Below are 15601 nucleotides of genomic sequence, written 5' to 3'. Positions count from 1 at the left end.
CGGCCCGCCACGCGCGTGCGGGTCACTCCATTTCAGCGCCGAGTCGAGCCGCAATGCGATCGCGCAACGCCAGGTAGGCATCGGCCAGCGTCTTGTCGCTCGTGTCGAACGTCATGTCCGCCCGGCCATAGAGTTCGCCGCGGCCGGCGAGGATGCGCTTCAAATCGTCCATCGCCTCGCTATTGCCCGACATCGGGCGCAAATCGCCTTGCGCCACGACGCGGCGCATATGCTCTTCGGGCGTGGCCTGCAGCCAGACGGTGAAGCAATGGGTCAGCAGCATGCTGAACGTCGACGGCTCCGACACGAGCCCGCCGGGTGACGCGATCACCGCACGCGGATGTTCGGCGATCACGGCTTCGAGCGCCCTGTGCTCGTAGCGCCGATAGGCGCTTGCGCCGTAAAGCGAGTGAATTTCCGAGGGCGGGCACCCGGCCAATTGCTCGACGACACGATTGAGTTCGACGAAGGGCACCTTCATTTCCTGCGCCAGCATGCGCCCGAGCGTCGACTTGCCCGCGCCGCGCAAGCCGATCAATGCAATTCGCTCGCGCCGGTGCGGGTCGGCCGGCGCTTGCTCGAACAGTTGCGCGAGCGCGAGACGCGCGCGCTGCAGCGCCGCTTGATCGCGGTCCTGCAACAACTCGCGGATCAGCATCCACTCGGCGGACGACGTCGTGACGTCGCCGATGATCTCGGCCAACGCGCAATTGAGCGTCGTCGCGATCTGCCGCAGAACCTGCACCGACGGGTTGCCCATTCCCGATTCGAGATTGGCGAGATGGCGCTCCGAGAGCCCCGTTTCCGCGGCGAGCGCTTTGCGTGTCATCCCGCGCCGCGCGCGCAGCAGACGAACGCGTTCGCCCATCGCGGCAATGAACGGATCGCGTTCGACACGCTCGTGCTCGGCGCCCTCGCCTTCAGGCTCGTTGACGCCGGGCGCGGCGGCCGCACCGCCTGTCACAACGGTGTAATTTCGTTTCATGTTTCACTCGTCTAATTCGTCATACACGCACTATAGTGCTTGACACATCGATTCTATACCGCTAATTTTCGCCAAAACGAGGCGATGCGGCAAACGGTAGCAGCTTGCCGCACCCATCCCGGCTCGCACTACATGCACTACGGTGCAGCTAAGTGCCGGCCATCCGGCTCGTTCCAAGCGGAAACAAGGAGACATCGGTGTCACCCGACGATTTCGAAAGCCTCATAGCCGAGGTGACGCAGCGCATTGCTGACCGTCCCCTCGACCAAACGCTCGAAAGCTGGCTCAACGCCACTTGGCCGCCGGGCAGCGCGACCTATGCGGGGCTCGCCCAGGCATGTCGCACGGGTGTGGCCGAAGGCTGGCTCTGCCGTCGCGAGGCGGGCGGAATACGCTACGGCCGCATCGTCAAGCCGACGCCGCGCACGCACGGATTCTCCGTCGACGTCGTGCAGATGGAGGATCTAGCCGGACCCTACCACGTGCATCCGCTCGGCGAAATCGATCTGATCGTACCCATTTCCGAGCAAGCGACATTCGACGGCCGGCCCGCCGGCTGGTGCGTCTACGGCCCGGGCAGCGCACACCGGCCCACGGTGTCGGGCGGCCAAGCGCTGATTCTCTATCTCCTGCCGCAAGGCGCGATCGACTTCACGGGCGCCGGCGCCTAGGCGCCGCGTGCCGCATCAGGACGACCCATGACAGAACGACTCGAAAACTACGTTGCCGGGCAATGGATTGCCGGCAGCGGCCCAGGCGCATTGCTCACCGACCCGATAACCGGCGAGGCGCTCGCCAGCGTTTCGAGCGACGGGCTCGACCTCGACGCGGCGTTCCAATTCGCGCGCGACACGGGCGGCGCGCATCTTCGATCGCAGTCTTACGCCGTGCGTGCCTCGATGCTCGCCGAAATCGCCAAGGTGCTGCAAGCCAATCGCGAGGCGTACTACGCCATTGCCATGGCCAACTCGGGCACGACCCGCAACGATTCGTCGGTCGATATCGACGGCGGCATCTATACCCTTTCCTGGTACGCCAAGCACGGCGCCGCGTTGGGGGAAACGTTCGCCTGGCGCGACGGCGCCGATACGCCGCTGTCGAAAGATCAGTCGTTCCGGGCTCGCCATCTGTGGACGCCGACCCGGGGTGTCGCGCTCTTCATCAATGCATTCAACTTCCCTTCATGGGGCCTGTGGGAGAAGGCCGCGCCTGCGCTGCTCTCCGGGGTTCCCGTCATCGTCAAGCCAGCGACGGCCACGGCCTGGCTCGCGCATCGGATGGTGGCGGACGTCGTGCAAGCGGGCATTTTGCCAGCGGGCGCTCTCTCGATCGTGTGCGGCAGCGCCGCGGGCTTGTTGGACCGAATCGGCGCGTTCGATGTCGTGTCGTTCACGGGATCGGCCGACACCGCGGCCACGTTGCGCTCGCATGCCGCTTTCGTCTCGCGCGGCGCGCGCTTGAACGTGGAAGCGGACAGCCTGAACAGCGCCATTCTTTGCGGCGACGGTGCGCCCGGCACCGAAGCGTTCGATCTATTCGTCAAAGAGCTCGTGCGTGAAATGACCGTGAAGTCGGGGCAGAAATGCACCGCGATTCGCCGCGCCTTCGTGCCGCAAGCCTGGCTTGAGCAGGTGCTCGACGCGGCTTGCGCAAAGCTCGCCAAGATCAGTGTCGGCAATCCGCGCAACGAATCGGTACGCATGGGCGCGCTCGTGAGCCGCGCGCAACGCGCGAGCGTCGAAGCGGGCATCGCCGCGCTGTCGCGCGAGGCCCGCCTCGTCTTCGACGGCGCATCGACTCCGCTCGTCGATGCCGATGCCGCCGCCTCGGCCTGCGTCGCACCGCATTTGTTCGTCGTCGAAGATCCCGACCGCGCGAGTCTGATGCATGACATCGAGGTATTCGGCCCGGTCGCGACCGTCGCGCCTTATCGCGTAGCGGCCCAAGGATTGCCCGAAGCGCACGCCGTGGAATTGGCGCGACGCGGCGGGGGTTCGCTCGTCGCCTCCGTCTATGCGAACGACGAAGCACGCGTGGCCCCGGTCGCCCTCGAATTGGCCGACACGCACGGCCGCGTTCACTGCGTCACGCCGGCCGTGCGCGAAAGCCACACCGGGCACGGCAACGTGATGCCGATGTCTCTGCACGGCGGGCCGGGCCGGGCCGGCGGCGGCGCCGAACTAGGCGGCCTGCGCGCACTCGAGTTCTACCATCGGCGCGCCGCCGTTCAAGCGTCGTCGCTCGCGATCGAAGCCATGACGGGTGTCGCCGAGCCGCGCCTGTAGCCTAAACACGACCGCTCTTACGCGTAGCCGCCGCATTCGCGCAGCGTCTAGCCAATCAGGTATCGGCCCCTCGAGGACCAGGACGGAGACGAAGCACCCATGGATACCCGCACGACAACCACGGCCGAGCACGCGCACGAGCTCACGCCCCCGCCGTCGCAACTGAACTTCGCGTCGCACGTCTTTTCGTTGAACCGATCGCGTGCGGCCAAAGCCGCCTATATCGACGATCGCGGCGTCACGACCTATGCCGAGCTCGAGGAACGCGCGCGGCGATTTGCGGCAGCGCTGCACGCGCAAGGTGTTCGCGCGGAAGAGCGCATCTTGCTGGCGCTGCTTGACAGCGCCGATCTTCCCGTGTGCTTTCTCGGCGCTTTATACGCGGGCATCGTGCCGGTCGTCGTCAATACGCTGCTCACGGCGCCCGACTATGCCTACATGCTGGCGCATAGCCGCGCGCGGGCCGTTATCACGTCGGCCCCGCTCGTGCCCGTGTTCGTCGAGGCGCTATCGCTATCGCAAGCGCAGACACAAGCGCACCCTGGCGGATGCACCGTATTCGTATCCGCGCAGGGCGAGACGGCATCGTCTTCGCATCCCAGTCTCGGCACGCTCATAGACGCGGCGCAGCCCGCGGCAAGTGCGGCCGCCACCAGCGGCGACGACATCGCATTTTGGCTCTATTCCTCCGGGTCCACGGGCAAACCCAAGGGCACCGTGCACACGCATGCGAATCTATATTGGACTGCCGAAATGTACGGCAAGCCGATTCTGGGCATGCAAGAAAGTGACGTCGTATTTTCCGCGGCGAAGCTCTTTTTTGCGTACGGTCTCGGCAACGCCTTGACCTTCCCGCTCTCGGTCGGCGCGACGACCGTGCTGATGGCCGAGCGCGCGACGCCGCAAGCCATATTCGAACGGCTCGTCACCTATCGGCCGACGGTGTTCTTCGGCGTGCCCACCCTCTACGCGAACATGCTGAGCTACCCGCAGTTGCCCGCGGCCGCGGATCTCGCGCTGCGTGTTTGCGCCTCGGCCGGCGAAGCGTTGCCGCGCGAAGTCGGTGAACGATTCACCGCACGCTTCGGCTGTGAAGTCCTCGATGGCCTCGGCTCGACGGAGATGCTGCATATTTTCCTATCGAATCGCCGCGGCGACGTGCACTACGGCACGACGGGCACCCCCGTTCCCGGCTATGAGGTCGAGTTGCGCGACGAACAGGGGGCGCCCGTTGCCGAAGGGGAAGTCGGCGACCTGTACATCAAAGGCCCGAGCGCAGCGCTCATGTATTGGAGCAATCGCGAGAAGTCGCGCGCCACCTTCCTCGGCGATTGGGTCAAGAGCGGAGACAAGTATCGCAAACTGCCCAACGGCTGCTACGTTTATGCGGGCCGCAGCGACGACATGCTCAAGGTGAGCGGCCAATACGTCTCGCCGATCGAAGTCGAAATGACGCTCACGGAGCACGATGCCGTGCTCGAAGCGGCGGTGATCGGCGTCGAACAAGACGGCCTAGTGAAGACCTGCGCGTTCGTCGTGCTGAAACCGGGCCACGTTCCTTCGGATGCGCTTGCTCAGGAGATGAAGGCGTTCGTGAAGCAGCGTCTCGCGCCCCACAAGTATCCGCGCGACATCGTGTTCGTCGACGATCTGCCTAAGACGGCGACAGGTAAGATTCAACGCTTCAAGCTGCGCGAGCAAACGCAACGACAGCAAGGATCGCTACGCCCTTCATGACCATGCCATCCGCTATGCCCATGCATGACGACGACATTCGCTTTGCAACGCTTCCCGCACGCGAGGGACGCGAAGCGCTGACGATCGAATACCAGTGGATCGAAGCCGGCGGGCGCGATGCGCCGCTTGCCGTGTTCCTGCATGAGGGGCTCGGTTCGATCGCCATGTGGCGAGATTGGCCGCGCCAGCTGTGCGAGCGGCTCGGCATGCGCGGCTTGGTCTATTCGCGCCCCGGGTATGGGCGCTCGACGCCGCGCGCGCATCACGTCAAGTGGCCCGTCGATTTCATGTCGCATCAAGCGTGCGAAGTCTTGCCCCTGCTGCTCGATGCGCTGCACATCGACGAGGACGAGCGACGGCGCATGTGGCTCATTGGGCACAGCGACGGCGGATCGATCGCGCTGCTTTACGCGAGTGCATTTCCAACGATGCTGCAAGGCGCTGTGGTGATCGCGCCGCACGTTTTCGTCGAAGACATCAGCGTGCGCAGCATTGCGCAAGCAAAGCAAGCGTACGAGCATACCGATCTTCGCGAAAAACTGAGCCGCTATCACGCCGACGTCGACTCGGCGTTTTATGGATGGAACGATATTTGGCTCGATCCCGAATTCAAAGCCTGGAACATCGTGGATCGAGTGGCGCGGATCGTCTGTCCCGTCCTCGCCGTGCAAGCCGAGGACGACCATTACGGCACGATGGCGCAGGTCGACACGATCGCACGGGCGGTGCGGGGGGCACGGCTCTGCAAGTTGCCGCGAGGCGGGCATTCGCCGCATCGCGAGGCGAGCGTAACGTTGAACGACGCAATCGTGCAGTTCGTCGAGACGGCCCGCGCTTAGGTCGCAGGTCATCGGACACAGGTCATCGCATGAGCGCCGCCGCACCCATGCCCGGGCGGACGCAATCGCGCGTCGCCCTACCCCTTCACTACGCCCAATTGCTATCAGCTTCAACGAACACAAGAAGATGCAAAGCAAGCTGGCGCGGCCCGCAACACCGGGAAGCACGCCGGGGCGGCGCCATGGGCGACATTCACACCCGCATATCGTCCATGGGCGGGCGCCCGAATTCGCGTTGATACGCACGCGAAAACGCCTCGGCACTCGCGAAGCCCACGCGCCTTGCCACCGCTTTCACTTTGGTATTGGCGCGGCGCAACTCGCGCTGGCCCAAGCGGACGCGCCACTTGGTGAGATACGACATGGGCGTTGCGCCGACCACTTTGGGAAACAACGCCATGAAATGACTACGCGAAAGCCCGGCGATGTGCGCCAGCTCTTCGACAGTCCATGGATGAGCAGGCGATTCGTGCACCGCCACCAACACGCGGTGCAAGAGCGGATGCGCGAGCCCCGCGAGCAGGCACGGCCTCGTGCTGCCGCGCTCGATCGCCGCCCGCAGCACCATCAGCACGATGACTTCGCCCAACCGGTGCAACGCGTGCCGATGGCCGCACCGCGCGCTCGCCAATTCGTCGATGAAAGCGCGGGCGAGGTTGCCGACGCCCGTTCGATCGTCGTCGACCGGCAGATGCAACGCATCGGGCAGCGTACCGAGCAACGGGTTATCGCTGCCGCCGAACGACACGTCGACCGCCATCAGCGCCTCGGCCGGAGCAGCCGCGCCGCGCACATAGAGCACGACTTGCGTGAGGCGTCCGCTCGCGTCGCCGAGCAAATATAGCTTCGGGCCCTCATGCTCGCTCGCCCCCGCACACACGGGAACGTGGACTTCGAGCGGAAAAGCGTCGAAAAAGGCAGACAGTCGATCCATGGGCAATCCTCGGCGCAAGATTTTCGATCATGATATTCGGACTCATCATGACTGTAAATCTGCAACACTGAGGCCATCGCTTACTTCCGGCACGTCTTCAAAAGGAGTCGCCCCATGCTCGTCCCCCGCCAAATCGCGCCCGATCTGTCCGTCGATACGCTTGCTCATGGGCGCTTCGACCTAAGCGGCGAAACGCCCGAGCGCATGACCCTCGTTTGCTTTTACCGAGGCCTGCACTGCCCGATCTGCGCGAACTATTTAAAGGAATTGGAACGCCTCACGCCGGCCTTCGCCGAGCGCGGCGTCAGCACGATCGCGGTCAGCACCGATGACCAAGCGCGCGCGCAAGCGATGGCCGCAAAAGTGGGCGCGTCGCAGTTACGGATCGGCTATGGCGTGCCGCTCGCCGTCGCGCGGCGCTGGGGGCTCTACATTTCGGCATCGCGCGGCAAGACGTCCATCGGCATCGAAGAGCCGGCGCTGTTCTCCGAACCCGGTGTGTTTTTGATTCGCCCCGATCGCTCGATCTACTACGTGTCGCTTCAGTCGATGCCGTTCGTGCGGCCGTCGTTCGCCGAGATGACACAGGCGCTCGACTTCGTCATCAAGAACGACTATCCGGCCCGTGGCGAATTTGTGGGCGACGTCTAAGTCCCCTGCCCGTCTAACTTTTTGCCTTGCGTCGATCGGGTATGCCGACGCCTGAAGCGGCGCTGCGCTCGCGTGGCGCCGCGCCCTCGGCCGGCGATCGTTTCAATGCCCCCGGCGGCGCGCCGTGAATGCGCTTGAATACGCGTGTGAGATGCGCTTGATCGGCGAAACCCGTGGCCGCGGCGGCATCGGCGAGCGGCATGCCCTCGACGATCAGCGATTTCGCTTTGAGCGCCCGCCAATTGCGCAGCCACGCGTCGGGCGGCAAACCGTAGCGCCGCGCGAATCGTTTGCTCAGCGTCGTGCGGTGCATGCCCCAGTGTTGCGCGAGGGCGCTTACGTCGGCTTTGGATAGGTCGTGGCGGTCGAACGATGCTTGCAACTCGGCGCAAGCATCGGTTTCGCCTTGTTCGGGCGCGGCGGCGTTTGCAGGTATTGCGTGCTTGGCGAGCAATTCGAACAACGCGGCTGAAATCGCGCGCTTGCGCGTCCCATCGTCGAGACCGGCTCCCGTGAGCGACGCAGCTACGCGGCGGCACAGCGGCTCGTCGGCGATCACTACATCGGAAAATCGCACCGGCTCGCCGCCGTGCGTCAGCGCGGCATGGGCATCGAACCAACTCGGTTGCAGGTACGCCATGGCGTACGAGAGCGGGCCTTCCGAGCTCCCGCCCGTATGCACGGCGAGCGGCGGGATGACGACGAGCTCGCCCTGCCGCGCGACGTGCACGCCGCCTTCATATGAAAACGTGCAACTGCCCGCCACGATCGCGCCGATCGACCAGGCATCGTGGAAATGCGGCTCGAACTGATACGCCTCCAAAGCGGCGGTCATGACTTCGCCCGGCAGCGTCGTCCCGCAGTACCACGTGAAACTCGTCATCGCCATGAAGCCTCCGGCCAACGGATTCTGTGGCTATCGGCCTGGCCGATCGCCGAGCGGCTGCGCCGCCGCGCGTCGCCGATTCTCGCTCATCGCGCCGCCGTCGTATAGTCTTCGACCACTTGCAGGTCGTCGATCGTCAACGAGACCGTCATGCGAAATCCCTCGCCGACAGATACCGGCGCAAAAGCGGCGAGTTCCAAGCCGGGATGGTCGAACAAGGTCAACGACGCCTGGCCGATCATCGGATTCTCGATCGATACGTCGCGTGCGCGCAGTTGCACGAGCTCGTGCACGGCCGCGTCGTCGTGATGGCCCGCGTTCAAGCGTGGAAAGTGACGCACGTTGAAGGTCGAGGCGAAACCCGGATCGGGCAATCGATGGCTTTGCCCTTGCAGCGTGATTTGCGCTTCGGCGACACGGCGCTCGCGAAACGTCAGCGCCGCGCCGAAACGGCCGCCGCCCGCTGCGCGAGGCGCTGCCGGCGTTTGCGAGCCGTAGCAGCGCGTCATGCCCGTGCGCCCGAATTGCTTGGGCCACCCTTGGATCAAGCCGCGCATCAGCGCGAGGTCTTGATCGACCCAGATATACGGGCAAAACGAAGCGCGTTCGCCGTCGCGCTCGCACGCGATCAGCAGAATCGTTTCGCGATATTGACTGGCGAACGGATCGAGATATTCCTGGCCGCTATCGGTGGCGAATTGCCAGTCGCAGAAATAAAGCGCGCAACGGCCCGCGCGCTCGCCCGTCGCCGGGCTCAGGCCTGGGGGCAGATAGGCGGCGGCCGCGGCGGCATCCGCGGAAAACTCGACGGCAAGCACCTCGCCCGTGTAGTGCCAGGGCGGTCGTGGCGCAAGCGACGAACGTCCCGCAGGCGTGCGCGGGATCGAATAACCTTGCAGCATATGGCCTCCTTGAGCCTAAGCGTGAGGAGGCCAGTATCTCGGCGCACGGCCGCAGCGTCTTGAACGCCAGTGACGGTTGCGCGCGGCAAATCGCCGCTTGTCCCAATGCGCTGGATGCGGCGGCGACGCCTCGCCCGCCGCAGCCGTGGGCTTCACGAGGAACGCAGCTTGTGCATGAAAGGCTTGAGCGCGGGATAAAGGCCTTTATAGACCTCGAAACGCTCTGCGTAGAGTGCGCGGCGCGCGGCATCGGGACGGGCGCGCTCGACGAGCCTGGACCACCCGCCGCGCGCGGTTTCCTCGGAAACGAGCCCGACTCCGAACGCTGCCAAGAGCGCCGCGCCCATGGCGGCTTCCACCTCCTGTTCGATCGTGAACACCGGATAGCCCGTGACATCGGCGATGATCTGCATCCACAAGCCGGAATACGCCGCCCCGCCGACGACGATCAGCTTGTCCTCGAGCGCTTGCGCGCCTTGACGGCCCGCCTCGATGTTGTGCTCGAGCGCGAACGCGACACCCTCGAGCACGGCCCGGTACAAATGCGCGCGCGTGTGCCCGAGACTGAGCCCGATGAATGCGCCGCTCGCCTTCGCATCCCACACGGGACTGCGCTCGCCCATCAGATACGGCAAGAAGAGCGCGCCGTCCGAACCGGCCGCCACGCGCGCGGCCGCGCTTTCGAGCAACACGTGCGGATCGCCATGCGGGAGCGCACGCGCGGCTTCGATTTCTTCGTGGCAGAACTGATCGCGATACCAGGCGACGGATGCCCCCGCCGCCATGGCCCCGCCGAACACGTACAGGTCGCGGCGGCCATTGAATACGTGCGGCATGCTCACGAGCCCGTGGCGCGCATCGACCGCTTGATTGATGTAGCCCCAGCACATGCTCGTGCCGATCATGGCGACGTGTTGACCGACGCGCGTCGCCCCCGCCGCGAACGTCGCGACCGCGGCATCGACGCCGCCCGCGACGATCGGGGTTCCCGCCGCGAGGCCGAGCCGCTGCCCCCATTGCGGCAGCAAGCCGCCGACGACATCGGTCGATTCGACGAGCCGCTCGGGCATCATCTTCGCCGGGATCCCAAGCGTGTCGAGCATTTCGTGCGACCACTCGCGCCGCGCGACGTCGTAGATGCCGCCGATGTTGCCGGCCGAACTGTGATCGACCGCGATCTCGCCCGTCAGCAGATAAATCATATAGGCGTTCGGCGGCAGGAAATAGCGCGTTTTCGCCCAGAGCTCGGGCCGATTCTCGCGCAACCACAGCATCTTCGTGAAACCGTAGTAGCTGTCGACGCCATTGCCCGTGACGGTGTACAGCCGGTCCAGATCGACGCCCTCGCGCACGCGCTCCACCTGCTCGGTCGCACGGCGGTCCATCCAAATCAAGCAGGGATGCAGCGGCTGCATCTCGGCATCGACGGGAATGCCCGACCCGCCATAGAGACTGCTCACGCAGACGGCGCGGATTTTCGATGGATCCACGCCCTGCTCGCGCGCCGCTTGCACGCACCCAGCGATGCATTCGACCACGGCGTCGAACCAGACGGAGGGCCATTGCTCGGCCCACAGCTGCTTGGGCATATCGGGCTGATAACCGGCCGAATGCCGCGCGAGGATCGCGCCATCACGGTCGACGAGCAGCGCCTTCGTGCTCTGCGTGCCGATATCGACACCCACCACGTACTCCATGGAGCCTCCTTGGTCGAGTCAAAACGAACATTTTGCGCAAGCGCAAGTGTATGCCAGAGCTCGACCGAGCGGCCCGCTCGCTGCCGAGGGGTCATTCGTCGTGCGAAGACGAACATTGGCGCGCGCTATCGTTGACCTCGATCAAAGGCAACGACATGGGCGAGCCGAAGATGGGATTTGCGGCAAACGGGTTGCGTTTATGCACCCGGGGCCGCATGCCGATTCTTTCGTCGCCCATCGTTGCTCAACCATGACCTCTCGACACCAACAGCATGTGTGCGGCGCACCTCGTCTCGCCAGACAGACGTTGCGCACGGCTTTGACGCGGTGCAGCGCACCGGACGCGCGTGCAGCCGCGCCGCTGCGCCGCGGCTGGCGCGCCTTCGCAGTGGTAGCCGTGGCCGCAGTGGTCGCCGGCATGACCGTGGGCACGACGTGCGCCCATGCCGAAAAGCTCGCCACGATCACGGTCGAACTCGCGCCCGTGGCTGATGAGATCGTCGCGGACGCCGTCGTCGAGTCGACGCGGCAAACCACGATCGCCGCGCAGGTCGCAGGGCGCATCACCGGTCTTTATGTCAAAGCCGGCGACCGCGTGAGCGCGGGGCAAATGCTGCTATCGGTCGATCAACGCGCCGTCGACCAGCAATTGGCGGCAGTGCGCGCCCAGGCAGCCGCCGCCCAGGCCGAACGCGACGTCGCCCAGCGCGAGTTGGAGCGCACTCAGTTCTTGTTCGATAAGCAATACGTGAGCCAAGCCGCGCTCGATCGCGCAAAAGCGCGCTATCAATCGGCTTCGTCCATGACACTGGCCAGACAGGCGGATGCCAGCGCGGCCGCTGTCGGGCCTTCCCTGCACAGCATCGCCGCCCCGTACGCCGGCGCGATTGCCGGCGTCGACGTGGAACTGGGCTCGATGGCGATGCCGGGCATGCCCCTCGTGACGCTCTTCGATCCGGGCGCGCTGCGCGCGGTCGCCACGGTGCCGCAAGCGCGCGCCGCAGCGCTGACCGCCAATACTCTTCCCGTACGCATCGAGTTGCCCGACGCACCCGCGGCGCTGCAATGGCAAACCGCGACTTCGGTCACGGTGCTGCCCGTCACGGATCCGCTGAGCGACTCGGTGAAAGTGCGGCTGGGGTTGCCCGCTGCGGCCGGGGCGGCGGCCCGCCCGGGCATGTTTGCACGGGCCCACTTCGTGGCCGGCGCCCCTCGACCGCGCTTGATGGTCCCGCTGGCCGCCATCGTGCGCCGCACCGAGGTCACGGGCGTCTATGTCGTCGCCGGCGACGGCAGCGCCACGCTGCGCCAAGTGCGGCTCGGGGAAACGCGTGCCGACCGGGTCGAAGTGCTTGCGGGGCTGTCGGCGGGCGAGCGCATCGCGCTGGACCCGCTGGCGGCGGCAAGACAATGACGCGCGAGGCTACGCCATGACGAGAGACGAATCGAGACTCGGCGTATCGGGCCGCATCGCCTCCTTTTTTCTGCAGAACCGGATCACGCCGCTCATTGCGCTCGTCGCTCTGCTGCTCGGCCTGTTCGCGATGGTCATGACGCCGCGCGAAGAGGAGCCGCAGATCAACGTGACAATGGCCAACGTGCTCGTTCCGTTTCCCGGCGCAAGCGCGCAAGACGTCGAACGGATGGTGGCCGGCCCCGCCGAGCAGGTGCTGTCGCAAATCAGCGGCATCGAGCACGTGATGTCCGTCTCGCGCCCTGGGCTGGCCGTGTTGACCGTGCAGTTCAAGGTGGGCGTGCCGCGCACCGAGGCGCTCGTGCGCCTGTACGACACCGTGTTTTCCAACGCCGACTGGCTACCGAAAAATCTTGGCGTCCTGCCCCCGCTCATCAAGCCCAAAGGCATCGACGATGTGCCGATCGTCGTCCTGACGCTCTACAGCACGCGCCCCGACGGCAACGCGTACGACCTGGAGCGCGTCGGCCATTCCATCGAAGCCGAACTCAAGCGCGTGCCCGGCACGCGCGACGTGACGACCATCGGCGGCCCGCAACGCGCGGTCAACGTCCTGCTCGATCCCGAGCGCATGCGCGCCGCGGGCGTCACCGTCGACGATTTGCAGCGCGTGCTCTCTGCCGCCAATGCCGGCGCGACGGTCGGGGATCTCGTCAGGGAAAACCGCAGCATCCACGTCGAAAGCGGCCCTGTGTTGGTCAACGCGCGGGATGTAGGCGAAGTCATCGTCGCTGTCCGCAACGGCCACCCCGTGTTCGTCTCGGACGTCGCGGCCATCGAGGAAGGACCGCCGGCGGCTACGCACTATGTGTGGGAAGGCATCGCGGGCGCACATCGAGCGGAGTATCCCGCCATCTCCGTCGCCGTCACCAAAAAGCCGGGCGAAAACGCGGTGACGGTCGCCAAACACGTCTTGCAACGCGTGGGCACCTTGCGCAACACCGTGATTCCCGCCGACGTCAAGGTCGAGGTCGCGCGCGACTACGGCGTCACCGCGAATGCGAAAGCGATGAAGCTGATCGAAAAGCTCGCCTTCGCCACCACGTCGGTGGTGGTGCTCGTATTGTTCGCGCTCGGATGGCGCGAGGCGCTCGTCGTCGGCGTGGCGGTCATCCTTACGCTGACTGCGACGCTGTTCGCCTCCTGGGCATGGGGTTTCACGCTCAATCGCGTGTCCTTGTTCGCGCTCATCTTGTCGATCGGCATTCTCGTGGACGATGCGATCGTCGTCGTCGAAAACATCCATCGCCATCATCAGCTTCAACCCGGCACGCCGCTGGCCGCCATCATCCCGCATGCCGTCGACGAGGTGGGCGGACCCACTATTTTGGCCACGCTAACCGTGATCGCGGCGCTGCTGCCGATGGCCTTCGTCACGGGGCTGATGGGGCCGTACATGAGCCCGATCCCGATCAACGCGAGCATGGGCATGGCGATCTCGCTGTCCGTCGCCTTCATCGTCACGCCTTGGCTCTCGCGGACCTGGCTTGCGCGTGCGCAGCATGGCAAGCCCGCCAATGGTGAACCGAGCGCCAGAGAGAAACTGCGAACGAAGATGCTGCCCTTCTTCAACCGGCTGTTCGCACCGTTTCTCGACGATGCGCACGGCGAGCGCAACCGTTCGCTGCTGTGGCTCGCGGTGGCAGGCGCCATCGCCCTCTCGCTTGCATTGCCGGCGGTCCAATGGGTCGTGCTCAAGATGCTGCCGTTCGACAATAAATCCGAGTTCCAGGTGGTCGTGGACATGCCCGCCGGCACGCCGCTCGAGCGCACTGCGGGCGTCCTGCACGACATGGGCGCTTACCTCGCGACGGTGCCGGAGACGGCGACGTACCAGGCCTATGCGGGCTTGTCGGCGCCGATCAACTTTAACGGGCTCGTGCGCCAATACTATTTGCGCAGCGGTGCGAACGTCGGCGACATTCAGGTCAATCTCGTCGACCAATCCAAGCGCCGCCGGCAAAGCCATGCGATCGCCGCATCGGTGCGGCCCGAACTCGAAAAGATCGCCGAGCGCAACGGCGCGCGCCTCAAAGTCGTGGAAGTGCCGCCCGGCCCCCCCGTGCTCGCACCGATCGTCGCCGAGGTGTACGGCGCCGGACAAGCGCAGCGCAACGCCGTGGCGCACGAGATTCGCGATGTATTCGCCGCGACGCCCGGCGTGGTCGACGTCGACGACAGCACGGTCGCCGCCGCACCCCAACGCGACTTCGAGCTCGACCGGCGCAAGGCTGGTCTACTCGGCGTCTCTCAGCAGGACGTCGCACACACCCTGCGGGCGGGACTCACGGGCGAGGAGGTCACCTATCTTCGCGACGGCAACAAGTACCCTGCCGCCGTGCGCCTCGCGTTGCCCGCGACGCTGGGCGGCGACGCCTCCGCGCTACTCGCCCTCGCCGTGCGCGGCGGCCAAGGCCAACTGGTCCCGCTGTCGTCGCTGATCCGCGAGCGGGACACTCGAATCGAGCAACCGATCTACCACAAGGATCTGCTGCCCGTCACCTACGTCGTGGGAGACATGGCCGGCAAGGTGGATAGCCCGCTTTACGGCATGTTCGAGATGCGAAGCAAGCTCGCCAAGCTTGGCGTGCCGGGCGGCGGCAAACTTGGCGAATGGTTCATCCGTCAACCCGACGATCCCTATCGCGCGTTCTCGTTCAAGTGGGACGGCGAGTGGCAGGTCACCTACGAAACCTTCCGCGACATGGGCATCGCCTACGCCGTGGGGCTGATGCTGATCTACTTGCTCGTCGTGGCCGAATTCGGCTCGTACCTGACGCCGCTCATCATCATGGCGCCGATCCCGCTCACCGTCATCGGCGTGATGCCGGGACACGCGTTGCTGGGCGCGCAATTCACCGCGACCTCGATGATCGGCATGATCGCGTTGGCGGGCATCATCGTGCGCAACTCGATTCTGCTGGTCGATTTCATCAATCTGCAGGTTGCCGAAGGGGTCCCCTTCCGCGATGCCGTCGTCCATTCGGCGGCCACGCGCGCGCAACCGATCCTGCTCACCGCGCTCGCCGCAATGATCGGGGCGCTCTTCATCCTCGACGATCCGATCTTCAATGGTCTAGCCGTTTCGTTGATCTTCGGCATCCTCGTCTCGACGCTGCTCACGCTCGTAGTGATCCCGCTGCTCTATTACACGGCGTACCGGCGGCGCTTGGGCAGCACGCCGCCCTCCACTGTCAATCCGTAAGGAGTG

Annotated in this window: 12 protein-coding genes; 7 read left to right on the top strand and 5 right to left on the bottom strand. The window is 65.4% G+C overall.

What is annotated here, in order from left to right; translation table 11 throughout:
• Positions 1-22: 22 nt before the first annotated feature.
• Complete coding sequence (locus tag MMB74_RS06620; RefSeq protein ID WP_277427815.1) at positions 23-985, bottom strand: helix-turn-helix transcriptional regulator; 963 nt, start codon at positions 983-985, stop codon at positions 23-25.
• Between the two features lie 197 nt (positions 986-1182).
• Between MMB74_RS06620 and MMB74_RS06615 the strand changes: the two genes are divergently transcribed.
• From MMB74_RS06615 to MMB74_RS06600, 4 genes are all read left to right on the top strand, one after another.
• Positions 1183-1656: a DUF4863 family protein gene (locus MMB74_RS06615; RefSeq protein WP_277427814.1), complete on the top strand. Its 474-nt coding sequence runs from the start codon at positions 1183-1185 to the stop codon at positions 1654-1656.
• A 27-nt stretch (positions 1657-1683) separates the two neighbouring features.
• Positions 1684-3270: a 3,4-dehydroadipyl-CoA semialdehyde dehydrogenase gene (locus tag MMB74_RS06610; protein WP_277427813.1), complete on the top strand. Its 1587-nt coding sequence runs from the start codon at positions 1684-1686 to the stop codon at positions 3268-3270.
• A gap of 99 nt (positions 3271-3369) precedes the next feature.
• Positions 3370-5007, top strand: a complete 1638-nt coding sequence (locus MMB74_RS06605) for a benzoate-CoA ligase family protein (RefSeq protein WP_277427812.1) — start codon at positions 3370-3372, stop codon at positions 5005-5007.
• Between the two features lie 20 nt (positions 5008-5027).
• Positions 5028-5846 carry an alpha/beta hydrolase gene (locus MMB74_RS06600; RefSeq protein WP_277428181.1) on the top strand — a complete coding sequence of 273 codons (819 nt, stop codon included), beginning with the start codon at positions 5028-5030 and terminating at the stop codon, positions 5844-5846.
• Positions 5847-6039: 193 nt separating this feature from the next.
• Here the strand turns inward: MMB74_RS06600 and MMB74_RS06595 are convergent, their stop codons facing one another.
• Entirely contained in the window at positions 6040-6780 is a 741-nt protein-coding gene (locus tag MMB74_RS06595) for an AraC family transcriptional regulator (protein ID WP_277427811.1), read from the bottom strand.
• Between the two features lie 114 nt (positions 6781-6894).
• Between MMB74_RS06595 and MMB74_RS06590 the strand changes: the two genes are divergently transcribed.
• A complete protein-coding gene (locus MMB74_RS06590; RefSeq protein WP_277427810.1) occupies positions 6895-7431 on the top strand; it encodes a peroxiredoxin-like family protein in 537 nt (178 codons plus the stop codon).
• 13 nt (positions 7432-7444) lie between these two features.
• Here MMB74_RS06590 and MMB74_RS06585 read toward each other — a convergent pair whose 3' ends face one another.
• From MMB74_RS06585 to MMB74_RS06575, 3 genes are all read right to left on the bottom strand, one after another.
• A complete protein-coding gene (locus MMB74_RS06585; protein ID WP_277427809.1) occupies positions 7445-8320 on the bottom strand; it encodes an AraC family transcriptional regulator in 876 nt (291 codons plus the stop codon).
• Positions 8321-8403: 83 nt separating this feature from the next.
• Positions 8404-9219, bottom strand: a complete 816-nt coding sequence (locus tag MMB74_RS06580; RefSeq protein ID WP_277427808.1) for an acetoacetate decarboxylase family protein — start codon at positions 9217-9219, stop codon at positions 8404-8406.
• Positions 9220-9371: 152 nt separating this feature from the next.
• A complete protein-coding gene (locus MMB74_RS06575; RefSeq protein ID WP_277427807.1) occupies positions 9372-10916 on the bottom strand; it encodes an FGGY-family carbohydrate kinase in 1545 nt (514 codons plus the stop codon).
• 250 nt (positions 10917-11166) lie between these two features.
• Here MMB74_RS06575 and MMB74_RS06570 point away from each other — a divergent pair, with 250 nt between their 5' ends.
• Together MMB74_RS06570 and MMB74_RS06565 are read left to right on the top strand one after the other, a co-directional pair.
• Positions 11167-12330, top strand: a complete 1164-nt coding sequence (locus tag MMB74_RS06570; protein WP_277427806.1) for an efflux RND transporter periplasmic adaptor subunit — start codon at positions 11167-11169, stop codon at positions 12328-12330.
• A gap of 16 nt (positions 12331-12346) precedes the next feature.
• Positions 12347-15595: an efflux RND transporter permease subunit gene (locus MMB74_RS06565; RefSeq protein ID WP_277427805.1), complete on the top strand. Its 3249-nt coding sequence runs from the start codon at positions 12347-12349 to the stop codon at positions 15593-15595.
• The last annotated feature ends 6 nt before the right edge of the window (positions 15596-15601 follow it).

This window comes from Trinickia sp. Y13, from assembly GCF_029522115.1.
Taxonomy (GTDB): Bacteria; Pseudomonadota; Gammaproteobacteria; order Burkholderiales; family Burkholderiaceae; genus Trinickia.
This window is presented reverse-complemented; position numbering and strand designations above follow the sequence as displayed.

What these genes read in the sequence shown, in the direction of transcription:
- MMB74_RS06620 (WP_277427815.1), bottom strand. Translation starts at nt 985, where the DNA reads ATGAAACGAAATTACACCGTTGTGACAGGCGGTGCGGCCGCCGCGCCC.
- MMB74_RS06610 (WP_277427813.1), top strand. Translation starts at nt 1,684, where the DNA reads ATGACAGAACGACTCGAAAACTACGTTGCCGGGCAATGGATTGCCGGC.
- MMB74_RS06605 (WP_277427812.1), top strand. Translation starts at nt 3,370, where the DNA reads ATGGATACCCGCACGACAACCACGGCCGAGCACGCGCACGAGCTCACG.
- MMB74_RS06600 (WP_277428181.1), top strand. Translation starts at nt 5,028, where the DNA reads ATGCATGACGACGACATTCGCTTTGCAACGCTTCCCGCACGCGAGGGA.
- MMB74_RS06595 (WP_277427811.1), bottom strand. Translation starts at nt 6,780, where the DNA reads ATGGATCGACTGTCTGCCTTTTTCGACGCTTTTCCGCTCGAAGTCCAC.
- MMB74_RS06590 (WP_277427810.1), top strand. Translation starts at nt 6,895, where the DNA reads ATGCTCGTCCCCCGCCAAATCGCGCCCGATCTGTCCGTCGATACGCTT.
- MMB74_RS06585 (WP_277427809.1), bottom strand. Translation starts at nt 8,320, where the DNA reads ATGGCGATGACGAGTTTCACGTGGTACTGCGGGACGACGCTGCCGGGC.
- MMB74_RS06580 (WP_277427808.1), bottom strand. Translation starts at nt 9,219, where the DNA reads ATGCTGCAAGGTTATTCGATCCCGCGCACGCCTGCGGGACGTTCGTCG.
- MMB74_RS06575 (WP_277427807.1), bottom strand. Translation starts at nt 10,916, where the DNA reads ATGGAGTACGTGGTGGGTGTCGATATCGGCACGCAGAGCACGAAGGCG.
- MMB74_RS06570 (WP_277427806.1), top strand. Translation starts at nt 11,167, where the DNA reads ATGACCTCTCGACACCAACAGCATGTGTGCGGCGCACCTCGTCTCGCC.
- MMB74_RS06565 (WP_277427805.1), top strand. Translation starts at nt 12,347, where the DNA reads ATGACGAGAGACGAATCGAGACTCGGCGTATCGGGCCGCATCGCCTCC.